The 13,442-nt window shown below is 60.2% G+C and carries 14 protein-coding genes and 1 pseudogene; 13 read left to right on the top strand and 2 right to left on the bottom strand.

Translation table 11 applies throughout. The annotated features are described in order from the left end of the window. The first annotated feature begins 9 nt into the window (after positions 1–9). The 11 genes and pseudogenes from AC1RQC_RS40020 (at position 10) to AC1RQC_RS39970 (ending at position 9,680) form a co-directional block, all read left to right on the top strand. Positions 10–162 carry a helix-turn-helix domain-containing protein gene (locus tag AC1RQC_RS40020; protein WP_492809067.1) on the top strand — a complete coding sequence of 51 codons (153 nt, stop codon included), beginning with the start codon at positions 10–12 and terminating at the stop codon, positions 160–162. A 921-nt stretch (positions 163–1,083) separates the two neighbouring features. Then, positions 1,084–1,482, top strand: coding sequence for a nuclear transport factor 2 family protein (locus tag AC1RQC_RS40015; protein WP_492815178.1), 399 nt, complete (start codon positions 1,084–1,086; stop codon positions 1,480–1,482). Between the two features lie 33 nt (positions 1,483–1,515). Then, a complete protein-coding gene (locus tag AC1RQC_RS40010) occupies positions 1,516–2,091 on the top strand; it encodes a VOC family protein (protein ID WP_492815176.1) in 576 nt (191 codons plus the stop codon). Positions 2,092–2,170: 79 nt separating this feature from the next. Next, positions 2,171–2,980 carry a sugar phosphate isomerase/epimerase family protein gene (locus tag AC1RQC_RS40005; protein ID WP_492815174.1) on the top strand — a complete coding sequence of 270 codons (810 nt, stop codon included), beginning with the start codon at positions 2,171–2,173 and terminating at the stop codon, positions 2,978–2,980. 37 nt (positions 2,981–3,017) lie between these two features. After that, positions 3,018–4,679: an AMP-binding protein gene (locus AC1RQC_RS40000; RefSeq protein WP_492815172.1), complete on the top strand. Its 1,662-nt coding sequence runs from the start codon at positions 3,018–3,020 to the stop codon at positions 4,677–4,679. Next, positions 4,676–5,890, top strand: a complete 1,215-nt coding sequence (locus AC1RQC_RS39995; RefSeq protein WP_492886807.1) for a serine hydrolase domain-containing protein — start codon at positions 4,676–4,678, stop codon at positions 5,888–5,890. The genes AC1RQC_RS40000 and AC1RQC_RS39995 overlap by 4 nt, the downstream gene beginning before the upstream one ends. A gap of 179 nt (positions 5,891–6,069) precedes the next feature. After that, a complete protein-coding gene (locus AC1RQC_RS39990) occupies positions 6,070–6,900 on the top strand; it encodes an alpha/beta fold hydrolase (RefSeq protein WP_492815168.1) in 831 nt (276 codons plus the stop codon). 40 nt (positions 6,901–6,940) lie between these two features. Continuing rightward, the gene (locus AC1RQC_RS39985) at positions 6,941–7,747 is read left to right on the top strand and encodes an SDR family NAD(P)-dependent oxidoreductase (protein ID WP_492815166.1); all 807 of its coding nucleotides are present in this window, start codon (positions 6,941–6,943) and stop codon (positions 7,745–7,747) included. A gap of 326 nt (positions 7,748–8,073) precedes the next feature. Beyond that, a pseudogene (locus tag AC1RQC_RS39980) lies at positions 8,074–8,698 on the top strand (SDR family NAD(P)-dependent oxidoreductase). Between the two features lie 402 nt (positions 8,699–9,100). Next, the gene (locus tag AC1RQC_RS39975) at positions 9,101–9,427 is read left to right on the top strand and encodes an SDR family NAD(P)-dependent oxidoreductase (protein ID WP_492815164.1); all 327 of its coding nucleotides are present in this window, start codon (positions 9,101–9,103) and stop codon (positions 9,425–9,427) included. 91 nt (positions 9,428–9,518) lie between these two features. After that, positions 9,519–9,680, top strand: a complete 162-nt coding sequence (locus AC1RQC_RS39970; protein WP_492815182.1) for an SDR family NAD(P)-dependent oxidoreductase — start codon at positions 9,519–9,521, stop codon at positions 9,678–9,680. Between the two features lie 17 nt (positions 9,681–9,697). Here AC1RQC_RS39970 and AC1RQC_RS39965 read toward each other — a convergent pair whose 3' ends face one another. Both AC1RQC_RS39965 and AC1RQC_RS39960 read right to left on the bottom strand, forming a co-directional pair. Next, positions 9,698–10,123: a hypothetical protein gene (locus AC1RQC_RS39965; protein ID WP_492815162.1), complete on the bottom strand. Its 426-nt coding sequence runs from the start codon at positions 10,121–10,123 to the stop codon at positions 9,698–9,700. Beyond that, a complete protein-coding gene (locus tag AC1RQC_RS39960; protein ID WP_492815160.1) occupies positions 10,124–10,873 on the bottom strand; it encodes an SDR family NAD(P)-dependent oxidoreductase in 750 nt (249 codons plus the stop codon). It lies immediately after the preceding gene. 183 nt (positions 10,874–11,056) lie between these two features. Between AC1RQC_RS39960 and AC1RQC_RS39955 the strand changes: the two genes are divergently transcribed. Both AC1RQC_RS39955 and AC1RQC_RS39950 read left to right on the top strand, forming a co-directional pair. Beyond that, complete coding sequence (locus AC1RQC_RS39955) at positions 11,057–11,335, top strand: hypothetical protein (protein WP_492815158.1); 279 nt, start codon at positions 11,057–11,059, stop codon at positions 11,333–11,335. A gap of 676 nt (positions 11,336–12,011) precedes the next feature. Beyond that, complete coding sequence (locus AC1RQC_RS39950; RefSeq protein WP_492886805.1) at positions 12,012–13,025, top strand: amidohydrolase family protein; 1,014 nt, start codon at positions 12,012–12,014, stop codon at positions 13,023–13,025. The last annotated feature ends 417 nt before the right edge of the window (positions 13,026–13,442 follow it).

The raw sequence follows: 13,442 nt of genomic DNA, 5'->3' as shown, positions 1-13,442 counted from the left end.
CGGTATACCATCACCGAGATCTCGATCATGACCGGCTTCAAGAGCGCCGCGCATTTCAGCCGCATGTTCCGGGAGCACTTTGGCTGCTCGCCGCGCGAGTACCGCCAGCGCGCGGGCGAGGACGCGCTGCAGGAGACGGCGGCTATTGCGAAGGCGGCGTAGGCTGCGCTGAGCGCGCTGCGCTCGCCGGCACTCCCCATGCCTGGACGCGAGCCACGCGCATCGTGGGCCTCCCAACCGTTCTTGACGTCCGCCCCGATCGGCGGCGTCTCGCTCGCTGGTGTTGGTGGAAATCACACCGCGCAGCGACACAGGTACGTGATCGAACATATCGCTGCCGTCACGAACGCGGGTCTCTCCGGCGTTGAGAAGCGGCGTGAGCGGGCCGCCGTTACTGGCACTGAGACCGACGCTGCCGCTGGCACGATGAGCACCATCCCGACATTTCACAGTCACGCCTGGAGGCGTTCGCGTTCAGCGAGACGGTAGCCGGCGCTGCTCATTTGCGCAGGCGGAGCGATGTCGTCGGCCGCTCTTCGTTGCGCGCCTGCGGTCACATCGTTGCATGGAGACACCGCTTGTATTGCACGCGCAGGCAAGCCCTCGACGGCCGCACTTCTTAAAATGCATCGTACGAAGACGCAAGCTGCATCAAGCGCGTCAGAAGCCTGCGCATCGATCGCCTTTGTAATGCGTCATCGAATCGCCGATACGAAGCGACTGGCTACAACAACACCGGAGACACCTCAATGATAGAGCAGTCAGCGTACGTAGCGCGCCGAGCTGACGCGCCCAGACATGCGGCTTCCGAGCTGTTGCTCGCATGCGTGAGCGCTGCCCCGGCGTTCAACATCGACGTTGACGATCTCGACTTCAAGATCCGTCGGGACAACACGCAGCGCTGCAACCTGGGCATACGCGTTCAGAATCAGGACGCCGTGCATCTGTAGAGCAGGATTGGTGCGCTAATTCTGATCCTCGACCGTCCCATATATTTCCGATTGATGTGAGAGTAAGCCTGATCGCGGTGACCCGCGCATTGATGGCACGTGCACATTCAGACCACCAACGGGAGCAAACCAAATGACGCAGACCCCCATGGACCCAGTGGACCGCTTTCTCGCGGCCTTTGCGACAGGTGACCAGGCTTTGCTGGCAACTCTCGTCCACCCAGAATTCGAGGTCGTCCAATCGAACGGACTGCCCTACGGAGGTCGTTACCAGGGCATCGACGGCTTCTTCGAGTTCGTGGCTCTATTTCTTGATACATGGCAGATCGAACGTTTCGAAATGGATCGCCGTTTCGATGAAGCGGGAACCGAGCCGGGGTTGCAGAGCGTTGCGCTGATGTTCCACCTTGTCGGCTCGGTGGCCGCTACAGGAGCGCCGATCGACACCACCTTGCTCGAGCATTGGATCTTGAAGGATGGAAAGCTCCTCTTCTCGAAGCCCCATTGGTTCGAACCGCCAATGCGGGGATGAATCGTTCATCGAACTAACGCAACGGAGACGCGCATGACACCTTTGGATCTCTCGACATTCAAGACGCTGCCTGCGGCATCAGGCGCGATAGAGCAGATCTGTTTCATCACCAACGACATCCCGGCCAGCGTGAATTTCTGGACGCGTACCTTTGGTGCCGGGCCGTTCTTTCACATGGAGCACATCGATTTGCTGGACGTTCGCTACCGCGGGGAACCGACGAATCTCGATCAATCCATTGCTCTGGGTTATTGGAAGGAACTGCAGATCGAGTTCATTCATCAACACAGCGAGGCTCCCTCCATCTTCACCGATTGGACCAAGGGCCGGCGGCGAGGACTTCATCATGGGATGGTCAAGTCTTCGGACGTGGAGCGGACACGCTGCGACCTGGCCAAGGTGGGTATGACCGCAGTCCAGGAAGCACGAGTCGGCCTTGGTGGCGAATATATCTTCTTCGAGACGGGCAGCGAGGAGATGCCGTATCTCGAGGTTGTTCGGCTCGACCCGATGTTCGACAAGCTGTTCGCCTTCATGAAGCGATCGGCCCGCGAATGGGACGGGACGAGGCCGCTGCGTTCCGTGCCCGATATTTCCGAGTGGAATTGAGAAAACGCGGTCCGGCCCGCAGCTGTTGTATTCGCCAATCCGAAAGGCATACCCTATGCGCCCCTTAGCATTGCATCAATTGACTGCGCTCGACGTGGACCCACTAGAGCTCGTTTCCCTGGCCGCGGCCACTGGCTGCCAACGCATTGTCACCTGGATTCACGACCCGGTCGACCCGTTTCCTGGGAAGGGGTGGCCACAGTTCCACTTTCCGTCAATCACGCCCGCAACTCAGGCGGAGATGAAGCTCAGGCTGGCCGACAACGGAATCGAACTGGCGAACATCGAGATGTTCCCAATTGCGCCCGATGTAGACATCGAACGGTATCGGCGCTATCTCGAGATAGGAGCGGAACTGGGCGCCGCTCGCGCTGTCGTGCATGTGCATGACGACAATGACAACCGTGCCATTCAGAGCCTTGGGCGGTTCTGCGAGATCGCCGCCGAGTATGGGATCGGTGCGGGCATCGAGTTCATGGGGCTGATAGAAGCATGCAAGACGCTCGAACGTGGGCTGTTCTTCGCCAAAGCGATCGACAGACCGAATGTCGGCGTCGCGCTGGATTTTCTGCATGTAATGCGGACGGGCAGTACACCGGCCGATATTGCGGCGATTCCACCCAAGTACATCAGCTACGCTCAGATTTGCGACGGCTTGGATCTCGGCGTAACGGACGATTATCTCGCGGAGGGCTTGAACCGCGTGCCGGCGGGCGAGGGCGTGTGGCCGCTTCGAGCCCTCGTCGAGGCATTGCCGCAAGCAGTGCCGATCGATGTGGAAACGCCGCTCACCCGACTTAAGGAGCAAGGCGTATCGGCGCTCGAGCGTGCCCGCCGCGCCGTCGACGGTGCCAGGTCGATCGTAGACAGCGTGAAACCCCGGCGCTAAACGCCTGGGCTTCTGTTTCACTCAAGGAGAAATCGGAATGATCAACACACTCGACTTTGGGACGGCCCAGCATGACCGGCGCGGCCCATCGGCCAGCAACTACAGTGCTGGCCAGCTCGACACCGTCCTCCACGCGTTGCAGCGCACGGTAGAACATGCAGGGAATAAGGTCTTCCTCGATGTCCAAGGCGAGACAGTCACCTATGCGGAAATGGATAGTCGGGCGAATCGCCTGGCACATTCGCTCGCTTCGCTTGGTGTGAAGAAGGGCGACACGGTGGTGACCTTCCTGGACACGAGCATCGATGTCGTGACCTGTTGGTTCGGCATCAACAAGCTCGGGGCGATCTGGGTGCCCATCAACAATGCTTATCGGCACGAGTTCCTGCGTCACCAGATTGCGGACGCCGGGGCGAAGCTGGTGATATGCGATGTTGCCTACCTCGACCGCGTGGTCGAGATCGCAAAGCAACTGCCTGAAGTGTCGCTGATTCTCTGCCGCGACAGCGGCCAATTCCCCGCCTGTGACATACCGATCGAACCCTTCGACCACTATCGCGGCACTGATGCGACGCCGATACCTATTGACGTCGGTCCCTCGGATCTGGCCTCCCTGATTTACACCTCCGGAACCACTGGGCCCTCCAAAGGTTGCATGATCAGCCACAACTACCTCTGCATGCAGGGGCGCCAGCAGCGCAGGGCTATGCCCGAGGCTCACGATGAAATCACGTGGACTTGCCTGCCCCTGTTTCATAGCACCGCGCAGACGGCGGTCATGGGCGCGCTGGTTGCGGGTCACCGCGTCGCCATCTGGCCCCGTTTCTCCGTCACCACTTTCTGGTCAGACATCGAACGGTCCGGCGCCCGCAATGCGATACTGATGGCATCTATCTTCGCCCTGATAGCTCACGCACCCGACTCGGATGCCATGCAGCGTTGCTATGGCCAACTCCGCATGATTATTGGCCACCCCATCACGCCGGAGATTCGGGAAATCTGGAAGCGGCGGTTCGGCGTCAAGCTGGCCTCGTCCTGGGCCTTCGGGCAGACCGAGGGGTCGCGCGTGACGATGGTGGGCGCCGACGAAACGCCGCCTGAAACCTGTGCCGGGCGCGTCGCTGACGAGTTCGAACTCATGATCTTCGACGATCAGGATCGGCCTGTGCCCGACGGCACGGTGGGAGAGATTGTCTTTCGCCCCCGGTACCCGCACGTGATGTTTGAAGGATACTGGCGTCGTCCGGAGGACACTGCCAAGGTGTGGCGCAATTTCTGGATGCACTCGGGCGATCTGGGCCGCATCGAAGACGGCTATCTGTTCTTTGCCGATCGGAGGAAGGATTATCTGCGTTGCCGGGGCGAGAACGTGTCGAGTTTTGAACTGGAACGCACCTATATCGCTCATCCTGCCATCCAGGAGGTCGCCATTCATTCCATCGGTGCACAGACGGGTGAGGATGACATCAAGGCAACCATTGTGCTCCGCGAAGGCATCACAGTCACCGAAGAGGAGATGTGTCGCTGGTCGATAGAGCAACTGCCACACTTTGCCGTCCCGCGTTACTACGAGTTCCGGTCCGAACTCCCCAAGAACCCCACCGGTCGCGTCCTGAAGTACAAGTTGCGCGAAGAAAGCGTGACCACCACCACATGGGACCGGGACGAGGCGGGCATCATCGTGCGGAGAAAGCGGTGATTCGCTTCGCCACGGCTGGTGGCAAAGAAAGATCAGAGATGGGGGCGATCTCCTCCAGCGGCACGGCGGTGTTCGGGCGTGTTGCAGCAGGGTATGAAGCTGTCCGCGATGCCTTCGCTGCAAACCTTGACGAGGGGCTGGACATCGGAGCCAGTTTTGCGGTTTACCGCAATGGCGAAGCGTTGGTGGATCTGTGGGGCGGGCACGTCGATGCGAAAGGATCGGCTCGCGTTGTCGAAGATACCTTGTTCAGCATCTGGTCCACGACGAAAGGGTTGACCGCACTGTGCATCGCAATGCTCGTGGATCGCGGCCGCCTGGCGTACGAAACACCGGTCGCGGCGTACTGGCCTGAATTCGCCGCCGCCGGCAAGGCCGCGATCACGGTGGGGCAACTGATGTCGCATCAGGCGGGCCTCGCCGGGGCGCGTGAACCGGTGACGCTGGAGGATTATTACAGTCATGACCACGTCGCCACTCTGCTGGCGGCGCAAGAGCCGTACTTTCAGCCCGGGCTTTGGGGTTACCATGCCGTATCCTTCGGCACGCTGGCAGAAGAACTGATGCGCCGCGTGGACGGGCGGACGATCGGTCGATTCTTCGCCGAGGAGATTGCCGGAAGGCTCGGCCTCGACATCCATATCGGTCTTTCGGAATCCGAGGACCACCGCCAGGCAGCGATGGTCGCGCCGACGGACACGGCCACGCACATCTTCGACCCGCCGAACCAGGCTGCTTTCCAGGCGAGCATGCTGAATCCGTTGCTGGAATTGAACTGGCCGGCGCGTCGCGAATGGCGGCTGCACGGCTTGGCCGGTGTGGGGGCTAGCGCGAATGCCCGGGGTCTGGCGAAGTTGTATGACCATCTCGCCAACGACGGGGCCGTCGGGGGCATTGGCCTGCTATCGACCGACACCTTACGACAGGCCAGTCGCGAGCGCGTCGCGGGAATTGACCAGTGCTCCGGCGGCTTTGCCCGGTATGCTGCGGGCTTCCGCCTCAATACAGGGACGATGGGCTCTAACCCAGCGTCGTTTGGCCACATGGGCCTAGGGGGCAGTATGGCGTTCGCTGACCCCCGGCGGAAGATTGGCGTTGCCTACGCCATGAACCGGATGCTCAACCCGGACTGGCAATGGATCGATCCTCGGCTCGCTAACCTGCTGGTTGCGCTGTACGCCGCCAAATCGGATGGTGTTGCCGATCGCTAGGGGCCCGCACGTCGCGCGGTCCCGGGAGGCTTGACCATTGCAGTCGATGACGAGCTTGCCGAAGTACGCCACGCTCCCAGGGTGTCGGTAGGCCTTCCAGCAGTTGGCGAAGGGGAAGGCTGAGAACTGGTGTCCACGGAGGTCTGATCTGCGCCTATCACTGCGAACGGTAGATTGTTATGCATCGGTTTCAAATTGCCAGTGGCCTCAGTATCGCAGGCGACATCGGCGGCGATCCCCGGTGCCAGACCATTGTCCTGCTGCACGGCGGCGGGCAGACACGCCACAGTTGGAAGCGCGGCTTCGACGTGTTTGTCGAGGCAGGCTACCACGTGGTTTCGCTCGACATACGTGGGCATGGTGAAAGTGACTGGTCACCCGCTGGCGACTATGGGCTGTCCGCGTTTGTTTCAGACCTCTCTTGTGTGCTTGAGCGACTACCGACCTTCCCCATCATAGTCGGCGCCTCCCTAGGCGGCATGATTGGGCTTGCCGCCGTGGGGGAGGGCATGGTGCACGCTCGTGCCCTGGTGCTCGTGGACATCGCCCCACGCTTCAACAGACATGGCGCAGAGAATATCGCAGCCTTTATGAACGCAAACCTCTCCGGCTTCGAGACGCTGGAAGATGCGGCCGAGGCGGTGGCGCGATACAACCCCGATCGGCCGCGCCCGCGCAACGCGAGCGGGCTGATGCGCAACCTGCGCGAACGCAACGGCCGTCTCTATTGGCATTGGGATCCCCGTTTCCTGTCGTACGGCGAACTGCATCCAGAAATCGTGCAGTCACGCCTGGAGGCGGCTGCGCTCCGCGTTACGGTGCCAACCCTGCTTATTCGCGGCGGGCAGAGCGATGTCGTCGGCGAGACGGAGGTGGAACATTTTCGTGCACTGATGCCCGAGGCCGAATGCTTGACAGTGGGTGGCGCCGGGCACATGGTCGCCGGCGACCGCAATGACGCCTTCAACGCGGGCATTCTGAACTTCGTGTCGCGTCTTGATGCGGCTTGACGCAATCGTACGAAAGTGCCGATCTGAAAGGAGAAAACAAATGGACCTTGAACTAGCAGGGAAGCGCGCCTTGGTTACTGGAAGCAGTTCTGGCATTGGCGCGGCGGTGGTTCAGCGGCTGGCGGCCGAAGGCGCGCGAGTTGTTGTCCACGGCCGGAACGCGGATCGTGCCAGCCTGATCGCCGACGCAATCACCAAATCGGGTGGCACTGCCTTCGTCGTGATTGGTGATCTGTCGACGAATGAGGGAACAGATGCAGTAGCAAAGGCAATACAGGCAGAACTTGGCGGGATCGACATACTCGTGAACAACGCCGGCGGCTCGGAAGATCCGTCGCGAACCTGGGCCACAACCACGTGGGATCACTTCCTCGAGGACTTTGAAATCAATACCGGCTCAGCGTTCCGGATGATCCAGCATTTCCTACCGGGGATGAAAGAGCGATGCTGGGGACGGATCTTCCAGGTAACGAGTACCGGCGCCACCATGCCATTTGCACACACTACACCCGCATACAACGCAGTAAAGGCCGGTCTCATCACGATGACAGTGAGCTTGAGCAAGACTGTGGCTCGTCACGGGATTACAGTCAACTGCATCACGCCCGGCTCCGTCGATACGCCTGTTTATCGCAAGTTTGTGACGAAGCTTCCGCCTTTTGTCGGTATGTCGATCGAGGAGATCGAGAAGATTCTTGTTAAGCGATGGCAGATACCGGTCGGCCGGATGGGGAAACCGGAAGAGCTTGCATCCGCAATCGCATTTCTTGCAAGTCCTCTCGCATCGTTCATTACTGGAACCAACCTCAGGATCGATGGCGGCATGAGCGGCTTCATCAATACGTGAGGAGAGAGCATCCAATCCGGATTCCTATTGCGAAAATACCGAATGATCGCGTTGGAATGTCAAGGAAATTGCGACGATGAGGTGCGAGCAGGAGGAACTCACGGTGGCGGGACACGTAGGCAGACTTTACAGGGAAGGGGAGAACATGGGGAATTCCTCATCAGCAGTATAAGGGACCGGCAGTGCATCGGGGCTCAATGGCCGGTCAGTATTCATAACCGGTGGCAGCGGCGGGATCGGGCGGCAGTGGTTCTTCTGGCAGTTAGGAGCAGGGCCCAGGTGACGATAGCGGACCTAGGTGAAAAAAAGGGGTAAAGGGGTAGGATCTGGTTAAATCGATCGAGGGATTCGGTGGTAATGCGCTGTATATACGCACCGATAAAGCCGATGAGAGGCAAGTTGACCGAGCGGTTGATGCGGCCAAGAATGCATTTGGGCGCGTCAACGCCGCCTGCAATGGCGCTGGAGTGGTTTTCAAGGGCGTGCGCACTCATGAGATCCCGGCGGACTACTGGGATAAGGTTAATGCAGTTAACTTACGTGGGACATTCCCGTGCTTGAAATATGAGTTGGCGGCCATGCTAGAGAGGCGGCGGGGCTATCGTCAATATTGCCTCCGCAGCGACAACTGCCAGCATCAAAAACGGCACTGAATATTGTGCCTCGAAGGCGGGTGTGGCAGGTCTTACGCGCGGCGCCGCATTGGATTACGCCGACTCCGGCGTGCGGGTAAACGCCGTCATGCCAGGTTCGACACGAACCCCTATGTTGGAACAAGGGCTGGGCCAGCGTCCCGGACTGGAGGAGACGGTAGCCTCGATGATTCCGATGGGTAGACTTGCGGAGCCAGAGGACGTGGCACTAACAATCTGCTGGTTGCTATCTGACGAGGCAAGATACGTCACCGGCATTTTGCTTCCAGTGGATGGCGGAATGACAGCATCGCTGTAGTTGGATCCGAAGGGCCACCGTGACCCTCGATTTGAGGGGAGGACCGGTGTGGCTGCTTGGCAGCACAGGCGACGTGCGCGTCGGCGCCGTTGATGGCGACTAGAGATGGTTTCGCAAATAGTTTCGCTGCGGCGCGCAGGAGGCGAGTTTATGGATTATCACTGTTAGACCGTTAGGGACCTTCGCATGACTCTCGTTGTGCTCGGTAGCATGCGACGCCCTTGCTGGCTTGCGCCACACCGAGCCGCCTGCGGATGACACCCCCGTTAGGGATTGCGAGACGGTGGGCATTGCCATAACTCGTCCGAATTGACAGGAATGGGGTGCATTCGGAGTTTGGTACGGCACGACGGCACCTGACGATGCCGTCTTACAACAGGGAATTCGAGATGGAGACGACGGATGGATCCGCAATTGACGAGTAAGCGCGTGCTTGCGACCGGTAGCAAATCCGGTATCGGCGCCGCCGTGGTAAAGCGATTGGCCGCCGAGGGAGCGCGCGTGATTGTGCACGGCCGCAATGCCGAACGCGCGCAGCTTGTGGCCGATGAAATCAACGGGCTGGGGCAGGAAGCGCACATTGCGGTAGGCGACCTCGCGACCGAGCAAGGAGCAGCGGAGGTGGCGGAGCAGGTAAAGGCAAAGGTCGGCGACATCGACATATTGGGGAACAATGCAGGTGGTTCGGAAGATCCGGCGCTGACCTGGGCGATCACAGAGTGTGGCTGACTGGCTGAGGGAGTTCGAATTCAACACCGGCTTGGCTTTCCGCATGGTTCGGCGATTCCTTCCCGGTATGAAGGAGTGAGGCTGGGGCCGAATCATACAGGTCACCAGCGCGGCTGCCTTGGCGCCCTTCGCGCACACCTCGCCCGCCTATAATTCAGTCAAGACTGGCCTGATCACCATGACAGTAAGCCTGTCAAAAACCGTTGCCCAGTACGGCATCACCGTCAACTGCATTACCCCCGGACGGGATTGATGAGTTCGAACCCAGCGTCATTTGCCCATGAGAGCCTGGGGGACGAAATGGCGTTTGCTGACCCTCGACGGAGGATCGGGGATGTCTCTACGCCATGAACCGGATGGGCAACCCGGACTCGTAATGGGTTGATCCCAGGCCTGCCGCGTGTAGCCATAGCTGTCGATGACGACCTTGCCGGAATGTGCCCCGCTTTCAAGGTGTCGATAGGTCAGCCGGTACTTGGCGAAGGAATAGACGGAGTTGATCTCACCGGCCGGGCTTTCGTCACCGCCATTGCAGCAAGCGGCGCGCAGGACCCCGCGCTCGTTCAGGAGCGCGGGATTCGTCGGTCTGCAGGGCTGAAAGTCGCCATACATAAAGATCTTCGGGCTCTCAGTCAGATGAATAGCTTGCATTGCGGCCGGACGAGGCCCAATCCGTCCGGTGGCGAAAGAAAGCATTCAGGCAGCCGTCTGTCCTCCCTCGACCGGCAGCGTGGCCCCTGTAATGTACGAGGCCTCGGGGCTGGCGAAGAACAGGATGGCCGCCGCGACTTCTTCAGGTCTGCCCATGCGACCCATCGGCACTGAGTCGCGGAAATACTCCGTCGCAGCTGGATTCTGTGCCAGGCCGGCCCGTAACATCGGAGTGTCGATGGGGCCCGGACAAATCGAGTTGGCGCGAATACCCGTCTTTGCATACTCAAGTGCCACGGTTCTGGTCAGAGCGACTACACCGCTCTTCGCCGCGCCGTAGGCACCGAGCGCCGGCGTGCCGATAAGTGCTGCGGTGGAGGCGACGTTGACGATGGCCCCGCCGTTCCTCTTTAGCATTTCGGGGATCGCAAATTTCATCGTCAGGAACACGGCTCGAAGATTTACGTCAACCATGGTGTTAAAGTTCTCTTCGCTGCATTCCGTGAACGCAAACATGGGGCCACTCGCTCCCGCAACATTGCAAAGAATGTCCAGCCCTCCGAACTCCCCCACGGCAAGACCAACCAGTGCCCGGACATCGTCGGCCCGGCTCACATCTGCGCGCGTCGCGACCGCCCGATCTCCTAAAGCCTCGGCAGCTCGTAGAGATGCCTCTGATGTGCCGGCGAGTACGACATTGGCGCCCTCGGCGTGAAATAGTTTTGCCGTTGCCAGGCCTATGCCGGTACCACCGCCCGTGATAATGGCAGTTTTCCCTTTCAGTCGTTCACTCATTGCGCGCTCTCCTTGTTCGCGATCCCGTGCAGTCACTCAGCTTCGACGAAGCTATTACGGCTAGGTAGAATAGCCCTCGCGAGCGACCGGCTCTTGCTCGCACACGAACGTAGGCTTGTCCTTGCTGGCATAGGTTGACGGGCTTGCCTGTTCCGTTACTCCAATCGTAGGTTCTGCGATTGCATGCATCGACACGAGAAGGTGCATGAATTCGCCGCGGGATTGGCGGTACTCCACTTTGGTATTAAACCTGTCTTCAGGTTCGCGCCGGGTGACCGCGTTGTCGGTATCAAATTTGCCGACTGGATCGGCGGGCCGGCGTTCGCCGCCAAGTTCAAGGCGATGCGCTACGATCATGTCGACAGCTTTGCCAGCCAAAACGAGATATGGCCTCGTAAAGAAGCTGTCGTATCTGTCGGACGAGCCGCTGCGATGTTGCCGTGCGCGTGTCTCACGGCCTAGCGACCCATCGCCGTCTAAGGCCAGTGCCGCCCGGCGAATTCGGTACTGGTGCAAGGCACCGGCGGCGTGTCGATGTTGCGCTGCAGCTCGGTAAGATGGCAGGTGTCAGTAGTATCGCGCTGACCTCGTCCGAAGAGGATAGGGCTCGGCTGCAGAACTTTTCCGCGTCACTAGTCGAAGTTGCCGGTAGGCAAGTTCTGCACCTCGATCTAGCAGGCGGTAAGGGGATGAGTACCGCTCCAAGGCACTTGACGATCCGGTTGTAGTAGGTCTCGACCCTTTGGCCCGGGTCGTTGCTGATGCCGTCGGCTATCAGATCGGCCCGATGATACGGCGCGCTCTGCCCGATTATCGGCTGTACGCGCGCTGTCTGTCCGTCGCGGACGTTGGCAAGCGCACGCCGGATTTCCGAGCGCATAGGAATGAAAGGCATTGAGGTGTTGGGGGGGCTAAGTGTCAACCGGGCGATGCCGCAGTAGCAGTGTGCGGTGTGTGTGGAGATGGATTCGCGAACGTCGCCCAGCCATCGTTCTACGTGCGGTCCTATGCGCGATGCTCCGATGTTCTGTGCATGCTAACGGACGTGATCCATATAGAAGACGCTGACGCCGAAGGAGTTTGCAGGCCTCTGACGTGCTAGTCTCGAACTATCGCATCGCAGTGACAGGAGACGCGCGTGACATCCAAGCAGTGGAAGAGCTTTGCAGCCGAGCCGGTCGTCGACCCAGACTTGCCGATCATCGATCCACACCATCACCTGTGGGCTAAGAACTGGGAACATCCACTGTTCCAGCCCTACGACGTCGAAGAGCTTGGTGAGGACATCCTCGAGTCGAAGCACAATATCGTTGCCACGGTGCTAGTCGACTCGCACGCCCAGCACTTCGAGGACGGCCCCGCACCATTGAGGCCAGTGGGCGAGACGGTCTATGCGGAACGGGTGACGCGCGATGCCCGGCAGAGGGGTGGCCGCGCGGCAGGCCTGTGCGCAGCGATAGTGCCGCACGCCGACCTCTGCCTTGGCGCGGCCGTTGGCGACGTGCTCGATGCCCACGCCAAAGCGTCTCCGCGCTTCCGTGGCATCCGCCACATGGCGGCCTTCGACTCTTCGCTTCCGCCGATCTACGGCGCGTCGGAGCCGCACATTCTGAAGCGGCCGGAGTTCCGAGCGGGCTTCTCCGAACTGGCCCGCAGGGGCTTGAGCTTCGAGGCGTGGGTGTTGCATACGCAACTCAATGATGTGGTCGACCTCGCGCGAGCGTTTCCGGAGACAACGATCGTGCTCAACCATCTGGGCGGGCCACTAAACATAGGCCCTTACGCGGGGCGGCGCGAGGAGGTCTTCGCCGACTGGCGCGCGGGCATGACTCGACTTGCCGACTGCGACAACGTCGTCGTAAAGCTGGGGGCGCTATTCGTCACGCAGACCGAGCCCTCGGCTTACGCCTTCCGGGCCGAGCCTCTCTCGTCCGAAGCCTTTGCACAGGTCCACCGCCGGCATGTGTTGACGGCCATCGATCTGTTCTCGCCATCACGCTGCATGTTCGAGAGCAACTTCCCGGTGGACATGCTGTCCACTTCGTACGACACGCTGTGGAACGCCTTCAAGCGCATTGCGCAACCGTTTGGCGTCGACGAGCGTGGCGAGCTGTTTTCGGGAGTCGCCCGGAGAGTTTACAAGATCGCGTGAGCGCCAGCGGTTGCTGTTTTTCCATTTTATGCCCTAAAAGGCACTCCATCCGAGCTAGGATCATCAAGCGCAGGGTTCGAACCGTGAATTCGACCACTTCTCTACCAGGGCTGGATGGAGGCCGGTTTCTCGTGCAGGTGTGTTGTGTCTTTGGACGCCGCGCATCCTGCCGAGCGCCTGTTCTGGCCGCTGCTATTCGTTCGAGTGGGCTACGCCTGCGAGGCGCGGCACCGGCGGCTTCTACGACTGGATGATGCTCCCTTCACCTCGAGGGGGTATCACATCCGTTGGCCATCGTGGCCGCTATGTACCCGGGATGCCAGGGGAAACCCGAAGATGCGGTGAGCAAGAGCGGTGCGCTTTCGCCACAACCTGCTACGGATCCAAAACTTATCTGTGAGTGCAATCCGCGGGGAA

The sequence above is a fragment of the Cupriavidus sp. GW822-FHT03E04 genome (genome assembly GCF_058801495.1).
The sequence above is the reverse complement of the archived record's forward strand: the minus strand, read 5'-3'. Positions and strand labels throughout refer to the sequence as shown.

Bases quoted from the DNA above. Each gene is read 5' to 3' on its own strand.
- AC1RQC_RS40015 (WP_492815178.1), top strand. From the start codon at position 1,084: ATGACGCAGACCCCCATGGACCCAGTGGACCGCTTTCTCGCGGCCTTT.
- AC1RQC_RS40010 (WP_492815176.1), top strand. From the start codon at position 1,516: ATGACACCTTTGGATCTCTCGACATTCAAGACGCTGCCTGCGGCATCA.
- AC1RQC_RS40000 (WP_492815172.1), top strand. From the start codon at position 3,018: ATGATCAACACACTCGACTTTGGGACGGCCCAGCATGACCGGCGCGGC.
- AC1RQC_RS39990 (WP_492815168.1), top strand. From the start codon at position 6,070: ATGCATCGGTTTCAAATTGCCAGTGGCCTCAGTATCGCAGGCGACATC.
- AC1RQC_RS39985 (WP_492815166.1), top strand. From the start codon at position 6,941: ATGGACCTTGAACTAGCAGGGAAGCGCGCCTTGGTTACTGGAAGCAGT.
- AC1RQC_RS39975 (WP_492815164.1), top strand. From the start codon at position 9,101: ATGGATCCGCAATTGACGAGTAAGCGCGTGCTTGCGACCGGTAGCAAA.
- AC1RQC_RS39965 (WP_492815162.1), bottom strand. From the start codon at position 10,123: ATGCTTTCTTTCGCCACCGGACGGATTGGGCCTCGTCCGGCCGCAATG.
- AC1RQC_RS39960 (WP_492815160.1), bottom strand. From the start codon at position 10,873: ATGAGTGAACGACTGAAAGGGAAAACTGCCATTATCACGGGCGGTGGT.
- AC1RQC_RS39955 (WP_492815158.1), top strand. From the start codon at position 11,057: ATGCATCGACACGAGAAGGTGCATGAATTCGCCGCGGGATTGGCGGTA.